This is a genomic window from uncultured Mailhella sp., assembly GCF_944324615.1.
Classification (GTDB): Bacteria; Desulfobacterota; Desulfovibrionia; order Desulfovibrionales; family Desulfovibrionaceae; genus Mailhella.
Genome location: NZ_CALUWY010000028.1, coordinates 1 through 22,173, shown reverse-complemented (window position 1 = coordinate 22,173; position 22,173 = coordinate 1). Strand labels below are relative to the sequence as shown.

Genomic DNA, 22,173 nt, shown 5'->3' with positions numbered 1-22,173 from the left:
GGCGTTTAAAAAGCGGCGCGGCCGCGAGGTGAATCATGCATATTCTGGAAGAAAACATTCGCGCCGCCGGGGCGGCGGGCCGCACGGCGCTCATTCCCTTTGTCACGGCGGGCTTTCCTTCGCGGGAAAGGTTCTGGGATATTCTCAGGGAACTTGATGAAAGCGGCGCGGACGTGATGGAAATAGGCGTGCCTTTTTCCGACCCCGTGGCCGACGGCCCGGTGGTGGAGGAGGCTTCCCAGAGAGTGCTGGCCGAAGGCGTGAGCCTCGGCGCGCTTCTGGAAGGGCTGAAGGCGCGCAGAGGCCTGTTCCGGGCGGGCCTTGTGCTCATGGGCTACACCAATCCCTTCCTGCAGTACGGCTGGGAAAGGCTTGCGGCCGAGGCCGCCGCGGCAGGGGTGCACGGTTTCATCGTGCCCGATCTTCCCTGGGATGAGGCGGCGGACATACGCGCCCTTCTTGCCGCGCACGCTCTGGCCCTCATCCCTCTTGTGGGACCGAACACCCCGAAGGAGCGCATGCAGCTCTATGCCGACGTGTCGGAAGGCTATGTCTATGTGGTTTCCGTCATGGGCACCACGGGAGAAAGGGATCATCTTCCCGCCGAGGTGCCGGAAGTGCTCTCGCGCGTGCGCGAGGTGTTCCGCCTGCCCGTGGCCCTGGGCTTCGGCCTGCGTTCTCCGGAGCAGCTCGCCGCCCTGCCGGACGCGGTCCGGCCCGACGCAGCCGTGTTCGGAAGCGCGCTACTCCGTCACCTCGACCGGGGCGGCTCTCCGGCGGATTTTCTGAGAAGGTGGCGGAGCTAGAACCTTTTCCGGCCGCGCAGACCATGCGCGGCCCGGAAAAGCCCCCGTGTCCTTTGGGCGCGGGGGCTTTTTTGCTTTAGGAGTGCTGCAGGAGCGCGGCAAGCCGTGCGGAAAGCCCGCTTCCCGTCATGCTCCGCACGCGGGAGAGGAAGTCTTCCAGCGGCACGGCGGGGCCTGCGGGCGTATGGGCATACGCTCCGGGCAGGACGAGCGGCGCGTGATGCAGGGCGGATGCACGCATGACGGCCGGATCGGTGCTCAGGAAGGCGGCCGGCGTCTGGCACAGGAAGGAAGCCTGCACCATGGGTCCGTCCGGCGTTTCCCAGAGACTCAGCACCAGCAGGGAGCCGGGGGGCGTGCTGTCGTCCGGAAAGAGCCCGTTTGTCCAGTGCAGGTCCAGCAGGCCCGCAATGTTGACCATGTTGGTGTCGTGCCCGGAAAAGACGACGAGCCTTGCCGCATCGGCGCTCTTCATGGGCGAGGTTCCGGCAAGGCTTTCCGCCATGAGGGAAAGCAGGGGGAGCCCCTCCTGCCGCGCCACGGCCGGGAAGCGCTGCACCGCGCTCTGCAGTCTGGTGTGCACGGGCAGAAGCTGCAGCGCCGTGCGCGGGTTGACCATGATTTCCCCGTTCTCTTCCATGGGCGCGGCCTTCCAGCGCGGCGCAAAGGGCAGGGGCGCTTCTTCCGGCCTGTCCGCACGCGGGGCGAGAATGATTTCCCTGGCCTTCCGCTCCACCGGCGTGCCCGGCCCCGCAGGAAGGGGGGCGGGGATTTCTGCGGCGATGGCCTGCGCTTTTTCCGGCCATTCCAGGCTTTCCAGCAGCAGAATTTCCGCAACCGTGGAGGCGGTGCCCAGCCCGCCGCTCAGGGAAACGCCCTGCCTGCTGCCGGGGGCGGGAAAGTGCAGCCGGGAGGGCAGGTCGGCCAGAGTGCAGGAATCCCTGCCGGGAACGCAGAAGCGCGGGGCCGGGCCGAGAAGGGAGGCGATTTTTGCCACGCTCTGTTCAAGGTCTCTGCCGGCTGCGGAAACGGTCCGGGCAAGTTCCTGCCTTTCTTCGGCGGAAAGCTGCGGGGAGGGGAGAAAACCGCTTTTCACGGGATGGAACACGGGATCCCGGCCCTCAGGGGCGGAGGATACCTCCATGCCGCAGCCCGGGGCGAGTCCTTCCAGCATGGCCCTTGCCGTGGCGAGGGTGCGCTCTTCATTGTCGGCATAGATGAAGATGCTGCCTTCTTCCGGGCATCCGGAGGCGGGCAGAAGGCCGTTGAAGGCGAGAGCATTCCGCATGCCCTCCCATTCCGCACGGATGAGGGCCGCGCCCCGTTCGCTGAGGTGGCCGGGGGGAATGCCCCAGTCCGGCCATTGCCGGGAACTCCAGGAGGCGAGGGTTTCCGCCGACTGGGTGGGCGGGCGCACGCCGTGGCGGCTCAGCGCAACCACCTTGACGAGGCGCGCATCGGCCGGGGGCGCGTCGGCGGCGGGGGAGGGGGAGGGAACACAGAGAAGAACGGCCGCCAGAGCGGCGGAAAAAAACAAGCGGCGCATGACCATCTCCTTTTCCTTTATGGGAAAAAGTATGGCATGCGCCGCAGGGTCGGGCAAGGATTTTTGCGGTTATTACAGACCGCGTGAAGGATCGCGCCGCTCTTCCACATCGGGGAAGAAGTCCGGGTCGTCCTTGTGTTCCTCGGAAACATAGAAGGAGCAGAAGCATGCTCCGTATTCGGCTATGTCGGCATCGCGGTACACGCAGGGGCAGATGATGTCGCTGTCCTGCTGCCTGTCGGCGCATGCCAGGCGACACGGGCAGCACATGTAGCCGTAGCGTTCCTTGTTGGCCAGCAGACTTTCCGCCGTGCCGAGACAGTGCTCACGATCGGCGTGAAGATAATAGCCTTTGGCTGCCGCACTTTTTGAGAGGCAATCAAGCAGTTGTTCCGGAGTCATGAATCAGTGCCTCCTGCATGAGCTGTTTGCGGAACCCGACTATCACCTTTCCGCCGGGCACGAGAATGGTGGGGAAGGTTCCGCGGGGATTGTAGGTACGCACTTTTTCCATGAGATCGGAACGCTGCGAGCCGGAATACTCGTCCAGATAGATGACGGTGTAGTCGACGTTGTTGGCGTCGAGGAATTTCCTGGTGTTCTTGCAGTGCTGGCAGGTGGTGAGAGCGTACATGATGGGCTTTTCCGAAATGGGATTCATGCCGAGGGCGTACAGTTCGGGATCGCCCTGGGGGCCCTTTTCCTCAGGCTTTTCCTTATCCTGTGCAGGAGTGTTCTTTTTTCTCAGAAAAAGAACCGCGATGACGGCGATGACGGCAATGGCGGCTATGATGGCGATGGAAGAATTCATGGGTGATCTCCTTACGAGAATGAACCCGGTATTGTTCGGGTGAAAAAAGTATGCTCCTTTCGTGAAAAAAAGCCAGAGGCAAAGGCTTTTGTTTCGCAAAAAAGTGCCGGTACTGAGGCTTTGGCGTCAGTTCCCGCTCTTTTTTCCGCCTCCGGGATGTCTGCGCGGAGCGTCGTGCCTGCGGGGGGAGCGCTGTCTGTCGGCAAAGCCTTCTCCCCGGCCCCGTTCCGATGTTTCTTTCCGGGGGAAGGGGGCGTCCTCGCGCCGTGAGGGGAAGGGCCTTTTATGTTCCCTGTCCCGGAAGGTTCCGCCTTCCCGGCGTTCAGACGTGCGCAGGGGCGGCCGGAAGGAAGTTCTGTGCGGGGCCTCGTCTTCCAGCAGAAGAATGACGGCGCGGGACTTCATGTCGTGTTCCCGCGTGGGGCGGCAGGAGCAGAGCGCGCCGGGCGGCAGGTGGGAGGAGGCGGGAATGAGGGCAAGCCCGAGGCCCGTGCAGGCATAGCGGGCGCGGCCCGGATAGCCGGGCACCACGAAGGCGTCGGAAACGATGCGCGCGGCAACAGGTCCTCTGCCGGGGCGCGCGGGCGCGGCGGGCGGCAGTTCGCCCTCTTCCAGCTTCCTGAGGGAAAGGAAGGACAGGCTTATGGAATCCTTGTCCAGCCCGGCTCTGGCGGAAAGGGCGCGCAGGGCTTCGGGAGCGCCCTCTGCCGGGGCGTTGACATGGCACCACGCCGTGGAGCGCCGGTCCAGCATGGGGCAGCGGCCCGCATGGGGGCAGGGGGAAAGGGGCGTGAAGAGCGGCGGCAGGCCGAAATCGTCCATGTCGTCCTCGTCCGGTTCCTCATCGTCGGGGAAAAAGCGCTTTCCGGCCTGTTCCTCGCGCAGGGCAAAGGCGGTGAGGTCGTCGAATTCCGGCTCTTCCTCCACGCCGCCCAGAGCGCTCTTGCGAAGATGCGCGATGAGGCGGCCGCCCTGCCGGGTGCCCGGCTCCACCGCAAGGATGAGCCCGCCTTCGGCAAGCATGTCCCAGGTGCTTTCCAGAAGTTCGCGCATGCGTTCGCCCATTCTGTGGCCGGGCTTGGCGCGGCGCTCCTCCATTTCATTGAGCACGTTGCCCATGCTGGCCATCCACAGCGTGCCGGGCTTTGCGTACAGGCGGCGCGGCGCAAGGGAAACGGCGGCGCGCATGGTGCGTATGGTCCAGGGGCTCTTTTCGCCGAGGGCCTCGTTCAGGCGCTCGAAGATTTCCCGCCCGAGTTCGAGAATATGGGGCGTGGTGTCGCTCGCCACGATGGTGACGGGGCGGGAACGCAGATCGGGCCGGGACATCCACAGCGCAAGGGGCAGGGTGAGGGGGCCGCTTCCCATGTCGAGAATGAGCGGCTCCTCGGGAATGCGGCCGAAGTCGAGTCCCGGCAGAAGCGCCGAGAGGCGGACGAGGTTCCAGGGCAGGAAATAGCGGAGATAGGCCGAGGTGAGCCGCGGCGAGGTCCAGTAGGGGCGGGCGAGGCCGTCGCGTTCCGTGGTGAGCAGGGCGGACAGGTCGCGGCAGGCGAGGGGAAGGTCGCGCCGCTGCTGGCCGGTCATGGGCATGACGGTGTCGAGAACGGGAAAAAGCTCTTCCAGGGCGCGCCTTGCAAAGCTGTCGGGTGCGGAAAAAAGCGGAGTGGTCATGGGGTATCCTGTAGAAAATATCTTTCGGGGTATGCCTGCAAGGGTGGCGTAAAGCCGGGGGAAAAGCAAGGCGAAAGTGGCGGGGGCGCAAAAAGGGCGGGGCCGGATGCGGTACCGGCCCCGCCCGGAGCGGCGGAGAGTGGTTGTGATCAGGTTCTGCGGCGCATCAGTCCGGGTAGCGGCCGGTGCGTGCCATTTCCTGCAGGTTGGCGATGCGTTCTTCCATGGGCGGATGGGTGCTGAACATGCGGCGCAGGCTGTCGCCGGTGAGCGGGGAAACAATGAACATGTTTTCCGTGGCCGGGTTGGCCTGCATGGTGATGTGCCTGCTGTAGGCGTCGAGGTTGTTCAGCGCGCCGGCAAGGGCCATGGGGTCGGCGCAGTAGGAGGCGCCGGCGGCGTCGGCCATGTATTCGCGGCGGCGGGAAATGGCCATCTGGATGAGTCCGGCGGCCAGGGGGCCGAGTATCATCATGGCAATGGCCGCAAGGGGATTGCTGTTGCCTTCCTCATCGCGCGCGCTGCCGAAGATCATGCTGAACTGCAGCATGTTGGCAATGGCCGTGATGGCGGAGGCCAGCACGCCCGCCACCGTCTGGATGAGAATGTCGCGGTGGGCGATGTGGGCCATTTCATGGGCTAGCACGCCGCGCAGCTGTTCCGGAGGCAGAAGGCGCATGATGCCTTCCGTCACGGCAATGACGCCGTGTTCGGGGTCGCGCCCCGTGGCAAAGGCGTTGGGCGCTTCCTGCGGCACGATGTAGAGCCGGGGAGTGGGCACGCCCGCCCTCTGCGCCAGTTCTTCCACCATGCTGTACACCATGGGCGCATCTTCAGGAGAAAGTTCCTGCGCGCGGTACATGGACAGCACGATCTTGTCGGAGAACCAGAAGCTTCCGATGTTCATGATGACGGCGAACACCAGGGCTATGAGAATGCCCTGCCGGCCGCCGAGTGCACTGCCCATGACGATGAGCACGGCGGAAAGGCCGGCCATGAGCAGAAGTGTTTTAATCTGGCTGGTCATAATCGCTCCTCAGGTTGAATGGCAGACTGGCCGTGGGAAGAAGAATAATCATGCTTTTTCTCCCTGCCAAGGGCGGAAAGCTTGCAAAGTGTTGCATGGCGCAGGATTTTTCCGGAAAGGGCGGAAGACATGCCCGGGAGAAGAAGGCGCGGCATACCCGGAAGAGAACCTTGCCGCGAGGCCTGGGCGGGGCGCGTTTTTGGGCGCACGGCGGAAGGCGTTCCGCCTCCCTTCGGGGAGCATGGAGGCTTGGCGGAGAGGCGCAGCAACACCTCTGCCCGCGGGAAGAGGCCTTCGGCGCAGAGAAGGCGGGGATACGGAAGAGATCCGGAAGCGCGGGGGTGGACGGGCCCCCCTGCCGCGCGTTCCGGAAAAAGATTCCTCTTCCCCCTGAAGGAAGGGGAAGAGGCTTCGGTTAATCCGCCGTGAAGGGCACGGGAATCACTTCCCCGCGCCGGAACACGAGGCTTTCCTTCCAGCCTCTGGAGGCGGCGTAGCGGGCCAGCACATCGAAGTTCCAGGCCACCTGTTCGGTGCTGTGGCTGTCGGAAGCAAAGGTGATGGGCAGGCCTATCTGCCAGGCGAGGTGCAGGATTTCCGGGCCGGGATAGATTTCATGGCAGGGCTTGCGCAGTCCGGCGGAGGAAATTTCCATGGCCATGCCCGCGTCGCGCACGGCCGTGAGCGCGTCGCCCACAAGGTCCATGGAGGCGGGCAGGGAAAGCCAGCGGCGGAAATCGTCCACGGAAAAGATCTTGATGAGATCGGGGTGGGCCACAATGTTGAAAAGGCGCGTTTCGGCCATGACCTTCATGGTGCGGTAGTAGCGCGCATACAGGTGGAAGCGCTCCTCCCGGCCGAGCTTTTCCCAGTCGCAGGCCGTGGCGTCGAAGCCCCAGCGGCCCAGAAAATGAATACCTGCGATGAGGTAGTCGTATTCATGGGCGGCGATCATGTCGCGGATATAGGGCACTTCGTCTTCCAGCCAGTCCACTTCCAGGCCGAGAAGCACGGTGACGCCGAGAGGCTCCTGTTCCTTTTTCAGCTCCTCCACCTCGGCAAGGTAGGCGTCGAAGGTGGCGGCGAGGTGATCGCGGTATTCGCTGGGGTAATCATAGCCCCCGGGGCGCGGGGAATGTTCGGAAAAGCCCTGCACGAGAAGGCCCTTTTCCCGGCCTGCCTCGAACATCTGCCGCACGCTGTCGCGTGCGTGGGAATGATTGGTATGGGTATGAAGGTCTGCACGGATCATGGCGTGTCCCCCGGCGCGCCGCTTCCCGGTCTTTCCTGCACAGGGCGCCGTATGGCGTTTTCGTGCAGAGGCAGGGCGGGTTTTTCGGAGCGCTCTGAAGAAGGTGGTGAAACAGCATGATGATACCCCATGAGGGTGCGCCCCGCAACGGCGGGAAGGCGCGGAAGGGTCGGGCTTTTTTTCACCCCTCTTGCGAAAAGGGAGTGTTGAGGCTATGCTCATAAGGCATTGCCCTCATGCGGGGGGCGTCATGCCTGAGAAGGCGCTCCCGCACCCCGGCGCAATGGCCGTTTCCGCAGGTATCGGAGCGTTTTGTGCGGAAGGTCAAACCCTTTCAAGCTCAGGAGAGCGACATGGATTTCTTTTTCTTCTTCATCGGCATTGTTTCGGTCATCTGCGCCCTCACCTACATCAAGAAGACTTCTCCCAACAAGCATCATGATGCGTAGGGGGTAAGGCCCCTTTTCCCTGTGCCGCTTCCGGGCGGGGCTTTCGCCCCGTCGTCTTTCATGGCGTCCGTGCCCTGTGCCCGGGCGTTTTCTTTTGGCCTTGTGAGAAGCATCTTAGAACGTTCCGGCAGTGTTTTCTGCCGTGCATGCCCCGGCGCGGGCCTTGCGCGTTTTTTCCGGCCCTTTCTTCTTCCATTCCCTTCTCAGAAAGCACGGCGCCCCGGGCTCACGACATTTTTCCGCCTGAAAACGCGCTTTATCGTGTTCCTTTGCACGGGGCCGGAGAGAACGGGGCCTTTCGTGGATGAACCATGCTGCATATTGTTCTTTATCACCCGGAAATTCCGCCGAACACCGGCAACATCGCCCGCCTGTGCGCAGGCACGGGCACGCGGCTGCACCTTATCGAACCTCTGGGCTTTTCCATCGACGACAGGCACCTGCGCCGGGCCGGGCTCGATTACTGGCCTTATGTGGACGTGAAGACATGGCCTTCCCTGGAGGCGTATCTTGACGCCGACGGGGCGGGGAGACGCCTTGTCTCCACCAGCGCAAGGCACGGGGAAGCCGTGCAGAATTTCGCCTTTTCCCCTGAGGATTCGCTGCTTTTCGGCCCGGAATCCTGCGGCCTTCCGCAGAACGTGCAGGACATGGCCGCGGCCCATGTGCGCATTCCCATCAGAGACTGCATCCGCAGCCTCAACCTTTCCACCTCCGCAGGCATCGTGCTCTACATGGCCCTTGCCCGCATCGGGGGACTTGGCGACTGGTGATTTTTCCGCAATACCCCGGGCGCAGAGGGCCTTCAGAGCAGCCGGCCTGCTGAAAAGGGCATGTTCCGGCTTCTTTTGCGCCTTCGTGCTGACGCGGGCGTGCCGGAACAGCCTCTTTTCACATCGGATTCCGGGATGAGGGGTCAGGACGAGGCAGGCGGCCCGCCGCGCACCTTCCGGGGCCGGGATACGGGAGTCTGCAGGCATGACAAAGGCCGCGTGTCAGAGAGTTTTGAGCCTCAGGAAGAGGACTTGATGGTGGCCGAGCCTTTTTTCTGCGTGTCCTTGGGCAGGCAGGCTTCCTTCATCCGGCTCAGGTATTCTTCGTTGCGGGCCAGGTAGAAGGAAAGCGGTCCGGCGAAGTTGCGCCCCACAAGGCCGTTGACCAGCAGCTGACTCACTTCCTTTTCCAGCATGAGAATCTGCTGCATGCGCAGAAGCACCACACGTTCGCTCCGGGAGAAGCGCTTCATGCAGATGCGGAAGGCGTAGTTGGCCCGGGGCTGGTAATACCAGAAGTACATGAGATCCAGGGCGTTGATGACCATGTCCAGCCACAGGCGCGGCTCGATGGCCTTCAGGGTTTTGGGCAGGGCGTCGGGCCGGGCCAGCAGGGCGGGTACGTTCTTTTCCGGGAAAAGCTCCTCAAGCCGGGCATAGAAGGAAAGGGCCTCGCTCAGACGGCTCTTGTAGTCGGCGATGCGCTTTCTGATGTTGCGTTCCTTGTCGGCAAAGCCGTCGGCAATGCCGATGGCGGTGTCGGAGGCGAGTTTCACCACAAAGACGGCGGAACTTGCCAGAGCCGCCGGGCCGCAGCCGGCAAGGGCGAGGATGAAGCCGAGAACGGCGTGCAGCAGAAGCACCAGCGGCAGGGAAAGGAAGGTGCAGACAAGGCCCGTGAGAATGCTTCTGCTGGAAAAGCCCCGCAGAATATGGGTGGCGGCCTTGAACAGGGCGCAGCCCGCCACAAGCACGGCATAGGTGGCGAGGGGCGCGTCGGCCGCGTTCAGGCCCATGCTTTCCTGCAGTACCCGGCATCGGAGCACAGGTTCCAGCAGCACCACGGAAAGGCCGTTGTACATGAGCGAATCGTACACGGCCGACCAGCTCACATAGCTTTTCCAGTGCAGCACGGAGGAGCGGTGCAGGCCGCCGCTGCCGAGCACGGCCTGAAGGATGTTCCGCAGGCCGGAAATGAGGAACCACAGCGGAGCGCCGAGCCAGGCCATCCAGCCCGTCTGCGTGCAGAGAAAGGCGAGGAAGGCGGGGATGAAGCCCACCACCATGCGCAGGGTATTGGCAAGATTCGTGTTCAGATAATGCAGGCGCTCCAGGGGGCCTTCGGACGGCTTTTTTCTGGGAATGAAGCCGTTGGTCATGTTGGCGTCGGTGCCGCCGAGGGTGATGATGTTGCCCTGCACGGCGCCTACGTCGGCGGTGGCGATGCTGCAGTTGCCGTTGTTGCAGACAAGGGTGTTTTCCGACACGGGCGTCCATTCCGTATGCCGGGCCTGCCCTATGTGGCGCAGCCATGGAATGCGGCGCAGAAAGGCCGTGATGCGGGAAGGCTCCTCCCCCGGTGCGTCGGAAATATAGGTGATCTGTTCAAGCAGTTCGGTGCGCAGGGGCAGGAGCAGGTGGGCGGAACGGCGCGGGTCGTCCAGTTCGCGGCGGGCGCGGCGCGGCAGGGTTTCGGGGTAGGCGAGTCCCATGCCGTAGCGGTGGCCCGGGCGGCTCGTGGAATCGGTGCCCATGGTGGCGCGCAGCTTGGTGTCGTGGTAATAGCCGCAGAGCACCGGAATGTTCTGCAGGATGATGCGCAGCTTGCGGATGCGCGGCGATTTGGGCATGTCGGCGGAATGCAGGGCCGCGCTTCCCCTGGGCGTGCTGAAGCTTTCCTCTTCGGAAAGCCCGGGCAGGGAACCGGGGGCCGCCTCCTTGAGCATGGCGATGATGAGCTGTTTCAGCAGGGGAACACTGCCTGCGTTGATGGCGCGCTGCAGTTCGTTGATCTTCTGCAAATGCTCCATGTCGCCGTTCTGCCAGTCCTTGAGGTTGAACAGTTCCAGATGGGTGATGCGCCCCTGGCAGTCCCACAAAAGGTTGAGCACGTCCTCGGCGGAAAGCCCGGCCAGGTTCAGGGTGATGCGGCAGCCGCTCTTCAGCTCGCACAGGCGCGTGAGCAGGTGCAGAGGCGTCTGGTTCAGCAGTTCCGGGCAGTCCGGAGAATCGCAGGAACGCTGCAGCTGCGCCGTCTCGGGGAAAAGTTCCGGGTCGTTGAGGCGGGCGAGCACGGTTTCGGTGGTGAACTTGTCGAGTTCTTCCAGATGCTTTGCGGCAAGGGCCTTCACCTCTTCACTCTCGTCCGGCGAAGCGAGAATGTCGCGGATTTCCTCCGCGCGGCGCTGGAACAGCGGGAAGAGCTTTTTATGAATGAATTCGGCAAGGTGCAGCAGAGAAGCCTGCCCGTAGCCCACAAAAAGCATGAATTCGTGGCTGTCCAGCTCCTCCGGCAGGGCATGGAGCATGGGGGCGAGGCGCTGGCGTTCCGTGTGGTTCCAGGTTTCCAGAAGGCGCAGAATGCGCTTTTCCAGCCACCTTGTGGCGGCCCGGCCTTCGTTCATCAGGGTGGACATGGCCGGAGAGGAAAGGAAGGCGATGAAGTCCTTGTCGCTGGCAAAGCCGCGCGGAATCCAGATGAGGTCCACAAGGCGCCCCCTGTGCGGGGCGTGGAAGAGCAGGCCTATGCGCACGGTGATGTTCATGATGGCGGCGGCGCGGCTCAGTTCGCTGGCGGCTTCGGGGGAAACGTAGTTGTAGTAGATGACGGTGAGGGAGCGGATGCCCTTGAGCCAGGCATCCATGATGAGATGCGTGGCGTTCTTGCGGCCCTTGGTGTTGGCGTCGTGCACATGGTTGTCGAACACGGCCTGATTCCAGTCTTCGGGCATTTCCAGCATGTAGTAGCGGTGCAGCAGCCGCCGCACCACGTCGTGCCGCCCTGTGGCGGCCTGCCGGAAGTCGTGGGCGAGGCGCAGCTGCGTTTCAAAGTCGTCGTGGGAGCGCACGAGTTCCTTCATGAGCTGCACGAGCACGCGGCCGGTGTTGATGCGCAGGGAGGTGCGCGCCATGACGAGCACTTCGTCGTGCAGGGCGGCGAGGGCTTCGAGTCTGTCGTTGGCATGGCCCTGGGCGAGGGTGTCGAGCAGGCGCAGTACCGCCGAGGCCATGCGCATTTCCGCAGGCACGGCAAGTTCGAGAATGCCGGAAGGGCTGAGCTGCGGCATGAGGCTGGGCCGTTCGGCCCGGCTCTTGGTCACCGTCCGGTTGATCATGGTGAGCAGCTGATAATCCTGAGGATCGAAACGGAGGGAACGGTGTGTCATGGCGATACCTGCGGCAAGGTTGGAAGTGCTCCATACTAGTACGACGGCTCTTCCGGCGCAAGCCGGAGCCCCTGCCGGACGCCCGGAAAGAGGGGGAAAATTGCAGACTCATTCCGTGGAAAATGATAGTCTTACAGAAGAAATCGTGGAATTATACAGGCATGCTTGACATATTTTCTGCCGGGTGAGATACTTTTCCCCCTATGAGACATGTACGGGAGTCAGAAAACGTCCGGCAAACGTTTTCTGCCCCGAGGTTTTCCCCGCTCCGGAGGCGGTTCACCGGAAGGTTTTTTCGGCTTGCCTTCGCGCATCGGAGCCGCGCCCTTTTCCGGGAGCGCTGCATCGGAGGGGGAAAAAGGGCGATTTCCGCTCCACGTTGCCAGGATCGCAGACAGATCGGCGGCGTGACTTCATCTCAACCCGGAGTCTGCATGACATCATCTTCCTACCGAAGTCTGATGGCGTTCGCGGGGGCATGGCTTTTGTGTCTGCTTCTCATCGCGCCGTCGGCTTATGGCCAGGATGCCTCTTTCCAGTCGGGTGTGGCCTCGTGGTATGGCCCCTGGCATCATGGAAAGTCTACCGCTACCGGGGAAGCCTTCGACATGTTCGCCATGACGGCGGCGCACCGCACGCTTCCCCTCGGCACACTGGTCAAAGTGGAACATAAGGACAGCGGCAAAAGCGTGATCGTACGCATCAACGACCGCGGCCCTTATGCCAAGAACAGAATTATCGATTTGTCGTATGCGGCGGCCGACAGCCTGGGTCTCAGTGACACGGGCGTTTCCCGCGTTTCCCTGGAAGTTGTGGGAGACAAGGACGGCAGACCGCTTTCCCGCACACAGGCCTTTTTCGTGAAACTGCGGGAAACCCAGGTTTCCTATGATACGGTGGCGCAGCAGCTTTCCCGCCTTATCCGCCTGGGCATGTATGACGCGGCGTCATTGCTGCATACGCAGGAAGGCGTGATGGCCATAGGGCCGTACGCCAGTTTTCAGGAATCGCAGGATGCGCTGGTGCGCGTGGCGACGACCCATCCCGGCGCCAGCATCATGCTTGCGGAGAAAAACTCCATGTCCCCGGCCATTCAGGCCGTTGCGGAACGTTAGGCTCCCGCCCGTGGAAAAGGCGGACAGACCCGGCGGCGTGTGAGACGCCGCAGCCCCAGATGCGCGAAAGCCCCCGTCCTTGCCGGCCGGGGGCTTTTTCCGTTTCTGCGCCCTGTCCGGCGTTTCTGCGCGGGGCGGCCTGCGGCCTCCAGAGCCCGTTCTTTGCTGCCGGAGTGCCGCTGTTCTGCAGGGCCGGGCGGCGTTTCCCCCAAAAAGGCTTCAAGGAGCCTTCAGCGTAAGCGATCCGGCACAGAGACCCTGCGGGGCGGGGAATTGGGGACATGCGGCAATCGTCGGCGGAAGGCGGAGCCTGCGCCTGCGTTCTGCCGTGCGCATTTTCCCGGGGCCGCAGTCTTCGGCTTTTCAGAAGACGCCGCTCTCCCGCATGTTGCGGGAGCATGCAGCAAAAAAGATGCCCGGAAGGAGAAGAAGAGTGATGCATCCTGTTGATGATACTCCTTTCCCTGTGGTATCAGACGGGAAAAGCCGCATCCCGCGATCATGGCGGGGCAGGGCTCTCATACAGGACCCATAAGGAGGACATCATGGGCGAGAAGGGGAAAACCGTGTTCATCACGGGCGGTTCCACGGGCATCGGGGCCGCCTGCGTGCGGAAGTTCGCCGGAGAAGGCTGGAACGTGGCATTCATGGACATCAATGCGTAAGAAGGCGGAAAGCTTGCGCAGGAAACGGGCGTGCTGTTCATGGAAGGCAGCACCCGCAGCCGTGCGGATCTTGACAGGGCCGTGGCCGCGGCCTGCGGACGCTTCGGCGGCTTGAACACGGTGGTGGCCAATGCCGGCATTCATCGCTGCAACACCATGCTGGAGATCAGCGAGGAAGAGCTGGATCTCATGATCGACACCAACATCAAGGGCACGGTACACACCCTGCGCGCGGCAGTTCCCTTCATTCTGGAGAACGGCGGAGGGAGCGTGGTCATCAATGCTTCCGATCAGTGCTATGTGGGCAAGCCCAACAGTTTCGGCTACGGTCTGACCAAGGGCGCGCTGGGGCAGATCACCCGCAGCCTGGCCATCGACCTGGGACCGAAGGGCGTGCGCGTCAATGCCGTGTGCGCGGGGACCATACGCACGCCGCTGACGGAAAAGCTGTTCCAGAGCTTTGCGGACATCACCCATGGCGGCGACGCTTCGGCCTACTGGCGCACAGAGGCGGGCCTCTATCCGCTGGGCAGGGTCGGGGAGGCCTCCGAAGTGGCGGAGCTCATGTATTTTCTGGCCTCCGACGCGGCAAGCTTCATGACCGGCGGCCTCTATCTTGTGGACGGCGGCCTCACGGCCGGCTGATCCCGGAAAAAAGCGCATGAAAAAGCCTGTCCGTGCACGGCACGGGCAGGCTTTCCTCTGTGTTCCGGGGCCTTTTCAGGCAAGTTCCCGCCACAGCTCTTTTGCGGCGCGCTCCGCGCTTCCCGGTTCGCCGCATTTTTTGCGCAGCTCGTCAAGGTCGCGGCGTATGCCGTCCAGAATGCCGGGGCTGGTGAGCCATTCCTCCATGCGTGCGGCCAGGGGGGCGGGGTCGGCGTCCTTTTCAATGTGTTCGGGGAAGACGGTGCGGTTCATGATGAGGTTGGTCAGGCTTATCCACCTGACCTTCAGCACATGCAGCCCGATCCAGTAGGAAAGGGGGGAAACCTTGTAGGCCACCAGCGTGGGCACGCCCGCAAGGCCCGTTTCCAGCGTGGCCGTACCCGAGGCGGCCATGATGCAGGGGAAGGTGCGCATGAGGCGGTAGCGCTCTTTTCCGTCGTGCATGATGAGGGGCAGGGGGGCCTTCCAGAAGGAACGCAGATACTCTTCGGAAAAGTTGGAGGCGCGGATGCAGTGAAACTCCAGATGGGGAAAGCGCGCGGCCAGAAGTTCCGCAGCGCCGGAAAAGGCGGGCATGAGCGATTCCACTTCCTTTCTGCGGCTTCCGGGCATGAGTCCTATGCGGTCCGGGACGGGAGCAACATCCCGGATGCCTTCATAGTTCACCAGATCCACCAGAGGATTGCCCACATACGTCACATCCATGCCGTGGGCATGGTAGAAATCCACCTCAAAGGGCAGGATGGAGAAAATGCGGCGTATGTGCTTTTTCAGGAATTTCACGCGGCCCGTGCGCCATGCCCAGACCTTGGGCGGAATGAAGTAGTACACGGGAATGCCCAGTCGGTGGGCGATCTTCGCCACGCGGAAGTTGAATTCCGGCGCGTCGATGAGCAGCACGGCGTCGGGCCGTATGCGTTCCATCTCGCGCCTGATGCGCCCGAGCAGCCCGAAGATGCGCGGCAGGCTGGTGAGCACCTCCACAATGCCCATGACGGAAAGTTCTTCCACGCGCAGAAGGTTCTCCTGCCCGGCCCGGGCGAGGTTCTCGCCCCCCATGCCCACCACGCGCAGGGAGGTTTCGGGCGCGTATCGGCGCAGGGCGGCAAGCAGCGCTCCGCCCTGAAGGTCTCCGGAAAGTTCCCCGGCGTTGATCCACAGCGTTTTCATGACTTCTCCTTATGGTCTGGAAACGGCGAAGCGTTCCAGAGCGGGGTAGAAGGCGTTGATGAGCGCCCCCGTGACGAGGGTGAACAGGAGCCGGAAGCCCAGAAGGCCCCACAGGCTCCCGCCCACCAGGGCGAGAAGAATGGTGTCTTCGATGAGGGAATGGGAAAGCCCCAGCAGGGAAATGGAGCAGAGCACGTCGCGGCGGGAAAGGGACCCCTCCTGCGCGTTCCTGATGAGTATGCCGCTGCCGTAGAGCAGGCCCATGGTGAAGCCGATGAGGATGATGGACACGGCCCTGGAGGAGACGCCGAGAAGGCGCAGCGCCGGGCCGAGAAGGCGGCCGAGAAGCGCGGAGATGTGCAGGGCGTCCAGCGCCTTCTGCAGCAGCATCACGGCGCAGATGATGACGTACATCTCGCAGAGCGTGACCACCTGCTGCAGCAGCCATTCGCCCCAGCCTGCCGAAGGTTCGGCGGCGAGGAGTATGGCGGCCTTCTGCTGGAGCAGCCCGGCATGGTCGAGAATGAGGTGGAGCAGAAAGGCGGCGAGTATGCCGGAGAGAAGGCGCAGCAGAAACTGAAAGGGCATGGAAACGCCGCACTGACCGGCAATGCGCACCTCAAGGATGAGGCTGTGGGCGATGAGCACGAGCACCCCGAACACCGTCATCTGCGCAACGCTGAGCTCCGGCAGCTGCGGCGTGAGGGAAATGAGCACCATGAGGCCGGAATACATGCTCACGAGGATGCAGGATATCCACGCAAGGCTCATTTCCGCAGGCAGGCCCACAAGGTGCATGACCGGGCCGAGGGGCATGGAGAGGTAGGGGATGAGTCCGCTTTCCTCCAGAATCTTGACGATGACGACAATGGGAATGAGAAAGCGGAAAATGCCGAGGGCCACCTTGTGCCCGTCGTGCCAGCATTGGACGATGTTCTTCCAGAGTGCGTTCACCTTCACCTCGCCGCTGTGCGGAAAAAGGCTCTGCGCCGGGAGCGTTTTCGTGGTTCATCGGCCGGGGCGGGCGGGAAGGGGCCCCGGAAGGCGGCCTGAGCGCGGAGTGTGCGCCATGCGCGGGCCGCGCCGGAAAGGGAAAAGCCCGGGGAACGGAAAACGTCCGCCCGGGCATTCGAGGTGCGGAACAGGGAAGAGTCGTGCACAAAACGCGTCCTGTGCGGGGAAAGGAGTCTTTCCCCGCAGCGCCGGTTCTTCCGGAAAAGGAGGCTATTTTTCGCGGTCGAGGTAGCCGTAACGGGCGGCCACGCCTTCGGTGCGGCTCACGATGCGGTCAACCACGGCATCCACGGTGTCGGGCGTGACGATGCCGAGATCGCGCACCAGATAATATTCCATGGAGCCTTCGGAAAGGGCGAGCGTCCAGACCACGGCATACACGGAACCCACGCCCGGACGGGAGGGGAATTCCGCCGCAGTGGAGAGCAGAATGCGGAATTTCGCCTCTCTTGCGGGATTGGCGGGGTTGGCGCTGTTGATCTTGGCCTGCAGGCGCGAGAACAGGGTGACGCCGATGGCGTCGTTGCCCTCGAATTCCACGACCACGGGGGTGCGGCGTTCGGTTTTGCGCGCATCGTCCGCGGCATGGGCCGCAGAGGCGCACAGGCAGAACACAAGGGCGCACAGGGCGAAAAGGCGGAAAGCTTTCATGACATACCCTCCGGCTGCTCGGGCAGCCGAGTCAGGCGCGGAAATCCGCGCGGATTGAACCGGGGGCGCGCCCCGGCGGAAAGCGCGGGAAGCGCGTTAGAATCCTTCTTCCAGCGGGGGCCAGATGAGCGCAAGTTCCGGCTGCGGGGCCAGGGGCCTGTCTGCCGGTTCCAGCAGCATGCGGCGGCCTTCGAGGTGCAGGCGGCCTTCGGCAAGCCACTGGAGGGCCTGCACATAGATGCGGTGCTCGAACACATGGATGCGGTCAAGCAGTTCCTCGTCGTTCTCTTCCTGCCGGATGGGGAGCGTGGCCTGCACGATGATGGGGCCGCCGTCCATGACGGGGTCCACCACATGCACGGTGCAGCCGCTGAACTTCGCCCCGTAGTTCCAGGCGTCGCGCGCGCCGTGCGTGCCGGGAAAGGCGGGAAGCACGGCCGGGTGTATGTTCAGCACCCGGTTGGGGAAGGCGTCGAGAAACACGGGGGTGACAAGGCGCATGTACCCGGCAAGGGCCACGGTATCCACACCGGCGCCGAGCAGTTCCTTCACCATGCGGGCGTCGAAGGTCTCGCGGTCGGGGAAGGTCCTGTGATCCAGACACAGGGCGGCAATGCCGTGTTTTTCCGCCCGCTCCAGCACCCTGGCGCCGGGACGGTTGGAAATGATGATGCGTATGTCCGCGTCGAGGCGGCCTTTTTCGGCGGCGTCGATGATGGCCTGAGCGTTGGTGCCGCTGCCTGAGGCGAGAATGCCGAGTTTCAGGGTCATGCCGTGGCTCCTTGGCGGGCGAAGGCGGCGCACACGGCGTCCGCCAGCGCGGGAATGGTGAAGTTTTCCGGCAGAATGTCGGGGGTAAGGCCCATCCTGCGCATGGTCTCCGCCGTAACGGGGCCTATGGCCGCAAAGCGCACTCCGGGATGCTTTTTCAGCGTTTCCAGGGGGATGGAGGCAAGGAAATTGCGTACCGTGGAGGAGGAACCGAAGGTGATGCAGTCAAGTTCATCGTTTTCGAGGGCGGCGATCACCGCGTCGCGGTTCTCTTCGGAAGGAACGTTCTCATAGGCGGTGATGACATCCACCACGGCGCCTGCGGCGCGCAGGGCTTCGGGGAGCACCTCGCGGGCTTCCTTCGCCCGGGGCAGAAGCACTCTTTCGCCCTTCATGCCGAGTTCGAGCATGGCCTGCGCCACGCCTTCGGCCACATAGGAGGAGGGCACGAGGTCGGCGCGTATGCCCATGGATTCCACGGCCTTTGCCGTGGCGGGGCCTATGGCGGCCACCTTCACCCCGTGAAGGGCTCTTGCATCGAGGTTCAGGGCCGCGAGGCGTTCGCGGAAGAAGCGCACGCCGTTCACCGAGGTGAACACCAGCCAGCCGTAGCGGGAAAGGTTGCCCACGGCCTCGTCGAGTTCCGCGTAATCGGCAAGCGGATTGATTTTAATGGTGGGGAACTGTATGACGCGCGCGCCCATGCGGGCGAAGAGGGCCGCGCTTTCACTGGCCTGTTCCCTTGCGCGGGTAACCACCACGGTGCGGCCGAAAAGGGGCTTTTTCTCGAACCAGTCGAGCTTGTCCTTGAGGCGCACCACGTCGCCCACCACGATGATGGAAGGGTTGGTGAAGCCTTCGCGCACGGCTGCGTCGGGCAGGTCGGCCAGGGTGGAGGCCAGGGACCGCTGACGGCTGGTGGTACCCCAGTACACCAGGGCGGCGGGGGTGTCGCCGGGCATGCCTGCGGCGATGAGCCTTGCCGCGATGTCGGGCAGATTCTTCATGCCCATGAGAAAGACCAGCGTGGATGCGCTGCGGGCAAGGGCGTCCCAGTTGTGCACGGAACCGGGCTTGGTGGGGTCTTCATGACCGGTGATGATGGTGACGGAGGAGGACCACGCCCTGTGCGTGAGCGGGATGCCCGCATAGGCAGGGCCGGCTATGGAGCTGGAAATGCCGGGAACTTCCTCGAAGGGAACGCCCGCGTCCACAAGCTCCTCGGCTTCTTCCCCGCCGCGCCCGAAGATATAGGGATCGCCGCCCTTGAGGCGCGCGACCACCTTGCCTTCCTTCGCCTTGGCGATGAGAAGCCTGTTGATGTCGCCCTGCTTCATGGCATGATTGCCGGCGATCTTGCCCACATAGATGAATTCGGCGTCGGGCCTGGCCAGAGCGAGAAGCTCGTAGCTCGCAAGATAATCGTACACGACCACGTCCGCTTCGGAAAGCGCCTGCCTGCCTTTGCAGGTGAGCAGGCCGGGGTCGCCGGGGCCTGCGCCTATGAGATAAACGTACATCCGTCCTCCATGGCTTGAATTCAGGCGAAGTGTACTTATTAAAGGGGGAGGGAGCAAGACTTTCCTCCCGGGGCCGTCTTCTTCACGCTGTGACCTTGTGAGAGTTCTTGTGATCTCGGACTTGTTTTTTTGTGTTTTTCAGGGTAATCTTCACCAGCTTTCCTCCGGTGCGTCCCCGCGCCGGTCCTGCCGCCGGGGCTGTGGCCTCTGTCAGACGAAAGGGAATGATTCCTTCCTTTTTCCTGCGGCCGGGCAGCAGAGGGCGGTCTGGAAGCTAGGTGCGGAACTGTTGACCGGTGCAGAGGCTCCGGTCAGGATGCAAGATGGCGGACAACGCGACAGGAGACAACCATGAGCATCTTTTTCTACTGTTTGGCCTATGTGGCCGTTATTGCCTTTGTGGCCGTCGCTCTGATGAAGATCATCGGCTACCTCAAGAAACCTCAGCATCTGCGCTGGGAACTGTATCCCGTGGCGCATGAAGACCCTGAAAAGGTCCCTTACGGCGGCAGCTACCTTGAAAACACCGAATGGTGGAAGGACAAGCATCGCAGCTGCATGGTGGGCGCTCTCAAGGGCTTCCTCATTGAAGCGCTCTTCCTCAAGGCTGTGTGGGAACACAACCGCACGCTGTGGGTGCGCACCTATCCCTTCCACATCGGTCTGTATCTGCTCATGGGCGCCATGGGCATGACCGTGCTTTCCGCCATCGGCATGCTTGCCGGCGCTGAAGGCTTCGTGACCTTCTGCACCGCCGTCACCGTGCTGTGCGACGTGTTCGGCTTTGCCGGCATTCTCTTCGGCGCCGTGGGCCTCATTCAGCGCCGCCTCTGCGACAAGGGCCTCCGCAAGTACACCACCAACGAACACTTCTTCAACCTCGGCCTGTTCGGCGTGTACGGCCTGTTCGGCCTCATGCTCTGCCTCTGGCACGGCGTGTACAACTTCGCTCTCATGGGCAACAGCTTCATCTACGGCATGATGACCTTCACCGCCATGGAGCTGACTCCCCTGTATGTGCTGTATCTTCTGATCGGCTTCTTCATGTTCTTCTGGGTGCCCTACAGCTTCCTGGGTCACTTCTTCATGAAGTACTTCACCTGGCACGACATCCGCTGGGGCGATGAACCCACCATCAACAATCCCAAGCTTCAGAAGCAGCTGGCCAACAACCTGAACCTCCCCGTGAGCTGGCGTGGCCCTCATGTTCAGGGTGACGGCAAGAAGACCTGGGCCGAGGTTGCCACCTCCAACCCCGACGAGAAGTAGGATTAAGGAGCCGCACATGAAAACTTCGCAGGAACTTACCTTCAATGACCTCTCGACGGAAGAAGGGATCCTCACCACGGTCGATGTGAACACCCTTCGCCCCATGCCCGTCGATTACCAGACCTTCCCCTGGAAGGTCATCACCGACGCTCAGAAGCAGCAGTTCTGCTGCCTGCTCGACGATATCAACGTTCTTCTCATTCCCGTGCCGCAGACCAAGGCCGAAGAGGAAGAGCTGGTCAACCGCTTCATCGACGGCGTGCGCAAGCTCTTCACCCCCGAGAACAACTGGACCTGCCTTGCCATGCTGGACACCACCATGGACTACTGCGCCCAGTGCAACTCCTGCTCCGCGGCCTGCCACCTCTACGAAATGTCCGGCGAACATGAAATGTATCGTCCGAACTTCCGTTCCGAGCTGTTCCGCCGCATCTACAAGCAGTATGTGAAGAAGGAACCTCTGGCCAAGTGGCGCTACGGCGACATCGACCTGAACTGGAAGACCGTGGTCCGTCTTGCGGAACTTTCCTACCGCTGCAACCTGTGCCGCCGCTGCGCCCAGGTCTGCCCCATCGGTGTGGATAACGGCCTCATCGCCCGTGAACTGCGCAAGCTCTTCAGCCAGGAATTCGGCTGGAACCCCCGCGAACTGCACGAAAAGGGCACCAAGCTCCAGCTCGATGTGGGTTCCTCCACCGGCATGAACCCCGACGTGGTGAAGGAAACCGTGGAATTCATTGATGAAGACTATGTGGAAACCACGGAATACGAATTCAAGACGCCCTGGGACGTACCGAATGCCGACATTCTGCTCATCCACAACGCCGGTGAAATGCTGGCCTGGCCCGACAACATCGCGGCCTTCTCCCTCATCTTTGAAGCCGCGGGTCTTTCCTGGACCCTCAGCTCCGAAATTGCGGGTTACGACTCCGTGAACTACGGCGTGTTCTACGACGACGTGCAGGCCGCCCGTGTGGCCATCAAGCACGCCGAAGCCGCCAAGAAGCTCGGCGTCAAGAAGATCGTGCTCGGCGAATGCGGCCATGCCCACAAGGCCCTCACCGTCATTGCCGACCGCATCCTGCCCCCCGACCTGAACATCCCGCGCGAAAGCTGCTTCCCCGTGCTGCGCGACATCGTGCTCGGCGGCCGCCTGAAGCTCGATCCCAGCCGCAACAACTTCCCCGTGACCCTGCACGACCCCTGCAACCTCGTGCGCCTCATGGGCGTTGTGAAGCCCCAGCGCGACGTTCTGCACGCCATCTGCCCGCAGTTCCGTGAAATGACGCCTCACGGCGTGGAAAACTACTGCTGCGGCGGCGGTTCCGGCTTCGCCATCATGACGCGTAACAACATCAACGAATGGCGTATGAACATCACCGGCCGTAAAAAGATGGAACAGATCTGCGGCGCCTTCAAGGACTGCCTCGGTCCTGAAGTCAAGAAGTACGTCTGCGCTCCCTGCTCCAACTGCAAGGGCCAGATCCGCGAACTGCTCGAACAGAACAACCTCCTTGAGAAGAACGGCATGCAGTACGGCGGCCTTGTCGAACTCATCGTCAATGCCATGACCGACGTGAAGCCCGGCTTCATCAAGTGGGAAGAAGA

The 22,173-nt window shown here is 62.7% G+C and carries 17 protein-coding genes and 1 pseudogene; 6 read left to right on the top strand and 12 right to left on the bottom strand.

The features are described 5' to 3' along the window. The first annotated feature begins 35 nt into the window (after nt 1–35). Nucleotides 36–806: a tryptophan synthase subunit alpha gene (trpA, locus tag Q0K07_RS07635; RefSeq protein ID WP_294558209.1), complete on the top strand. Its 771-nt coding sequence runs from the start codon at nt 36–38 to the stop codon at nt 804–806. A gap of 76 nt (nt 807–882) precedes the next feature. Here the strand turns inward: trpA and Q0K07_RS07630 are convergent, their stop codons facing one another. The 6 genes from Q0K07_RS07630 to Q0K07_RS07605 all read right to left on the bottom strand — a co-directional run bounded on the left by Q0K07_RS07630 (nt 883) and on the right by Q0K07_RS07605 (nt 7,116). Continuing rightward, nucleotides 883–2,352, bottom strand: a complete 1,470-nt coding sequence (locus tag Q0K07_RS07630; RefSeq protein WP_294558207.1) for a histidine-type phosphatase — start codon at nt 2,350–2,352, stop codon at nt 883–885. A 72-nt stretch (nt 2,353–2,424) separates the two neighbouring features. Beyond that, nucleotides 2,425–2,754 (bottom strand): ferredoxin-thioredoxin reductase catalytic domain-containing protein, encoded by a 330-nt coding sequence (locus Q0K07_RS07625; RefSeq protein ID WP_294558205.1) that lies wholly within the window; start codon nt 2,752–2,754, stop codon nt 2,425–2,427. Further along, nucleotides 2,732–3,163 carry a glutaredoxin family protein gene (locus Q0K07_RS07620; protein WP_294558203.1) on the bottom strand — a complete coding sequence of 144 codons (432 nt, stop codon included), beginning with the start codon at nt 3,161–3,163 and terminating at the stop codon, nt 2,732–2,734. The genes Q0K07_RS07625 and Q0K07_RS07620 overlap by 23 nt, the downstream gene beginning before the upstream one ends. Before the next feature lie 126 nt (nt 3,164–3,289). After that, nucleotides 3,290–4,837, bottom strand: a complete 1,548-nt coding sequence (locus Q0K07_RS07615) for a hypothetical protein (RefSeq protein ID WP_294558201.1) — start codon at nt 4,835–4,837, stop codon at nt 3,290–3,292. Between the two features lie 166 nt (nt 4,838–5,003). After that, nucleotides 5,004–5,864 (bottom strand): zinc metalloprotease HtpX, encoded by an 861-nt coding sequence (gene htpX, locus Q0K07_RS07610; RefSeq protein ID WP_294558198.1) that lies wholly within the window; start codon nt 5,862–5,864, stop codon nt 5,004–5,006. Nucleotides 5,865–6,279: 415 nt separating this feature from the next. Beyond that, nucleotides 6,280–7,116, bottom strand: coding sequence for a histidinol-phosphatase (locus tag Q0K07_RS07605; RefSeq protein ID WP_294558195.1), 837 nt, complete (start codon nt 7,114–7,116; stop codon nt 6,280–6,282). A 763-nt stretch (nt 7,117–7,879) separates the two neighbouring features. On the opposite strand from Q0K07_RS07605, the gene Q0K07_RS07600 reads away from it, so the two are divergent. Continuing rightward, nucleotides 7,880–8,338, top strand: coding sequence for a tRNA (cytidine(34)-2'-O)-methyltransferase (locus Q0K07_RS07600; RefSeq protein WP_294558230.1), 459 nt, complete (start codon nt 7,880–7,882; stop codon nt 8,336–8,338). A gap of 239 nt (nt 8,339–8,577) precedes the next feature. On the opposite strand, the gene Q0K07_RS07595 is transcribed toward Q0K07_RS07600, so the two are convergent. Further along, entirely contained in the window at nt 8,578–11,724 is a 3,147-nt protein-coding gene (locus Q0K07_RS07595; RefSeq protein ID WP_294558193.1) for a hypothetical protein, read from the bottom strand. A 434-nt stretch (nt 11,725–12,158) separates the two neighbouring features. Between Q0K07_RS07595 and Q0K07_RS07590 the strand changes: the two genes are divergently transcribed. Then, nucleotides 12,159–12,839, top strand: a complete 681-nt coding sequence (locus Q0K07_RS07590; protein WP_294558191.1) for a septal ring lytic transglycosylase RlpA family protein — start codon at nt 12,159–12,161, stop codon at nt 12,837–12,839. A 449-nt stretch (nt 12,840–13,288) separates the two neighbouring features. Beyond that, nucleotides 13,289–14,149 (top strand): annotated as a pseudogene (locus Q0K07_RS07585) (SDR family NAD(P)-dependent oxidoreductase). Between the two features lie 75 nt (nt 14,150–14,224). Here the strand turns inward: Q0K07_RS07585 and lpxB are convergent. The 5 genes from lpxB to cobA form a co-directional block, all read right to left on the bottom strand. Next, nucleotides 14,225–15,340, bottom strand: a complete 1,116-nt coding sequence (lpxB, locus tag Q0K07_RS07580) for a lipid-A-disaccharide synthase (protein ID WP_294558189.1) — start codon at nt 15,338–15,340, stop codon at nt 14,225–14,227. Between the two features lie 9 nt (nt 15,341–15,349). Further along, complete coding sequence (locus Q0K07_RS07575; RefSeq protein ID WP_294558187.1) at nt 15,350–16,294, bottom strand: nucleoside recognition domain-containing protein; 945 nt, start codon at nt 16,292–16,294, stop codon at nt 15,350–15,352. 270 nt (nt 16,295–16,564) lie between these two features. Beyond that, a complete protein-coding gene (locus Q0K07_RS07570) occupies nt 16,565–17,005 on the bottom strand; it encodes a hypothetical protein (RefSeq protein WP_294558185.1) in 441 nt (146 codons plus the stop codon). 96 nt (nt 17,006–17,101) lie between these two features. Continuing rightward, the gene (purN, locus tag Q0K07_RS07565; protein ID WP_294558182.1) at nt 17,102–17,776 is read right to left on the bottom strand and encodes a phosphoribosylglycinamide formyltransferase; all 675 of its coding nucleotides are present in this window, start codon (nt 17,774–17,776) and stop codon (nt 17,102–17,104) included. Next, on the bottom strand, nt 17,773–19,296 hold the full coding sequence (gene cobA, locus Q0K07_RS07560; protein WP_294558180.1) for a uroporphyrinogen-III C-methyltransferase: 1,524 nt from the start codon (nt 19,294–19,296) through the stop codon (nt 17,773–17,775). The genes purN and cobA overlap by 4 nt, the downstream gene beginning before the upstream one ends. A 351-nt stretch (nt 19,297–19,647) precedes the next feature. Here cobA and Q0K07_RS07555 point away from each other — a divergent pair, with 351 nt between their 5' ends. Continuing rightward, nucleotides 19,648–20,565 (top strand): respiratory nitrate reductase subunit gamma, encoded by a 918-nt coding sequence (locus Q0K07_RS07555; protein WP_294558178.1) that lies wholly within the window; start codon nt 19,648–19,650, stop codon nt 20,563–20,565. 16 nt (nt 20,566–20,581) lie between these two features. Beyond that, on the top strand, nt 20,582–22,173 hold a 1,592-nt coding region (locus Q0K07_RS07550; RefSeq protein WP_294558176.1), incomplete at its 3' end, for a (Fe-S)-binding protein.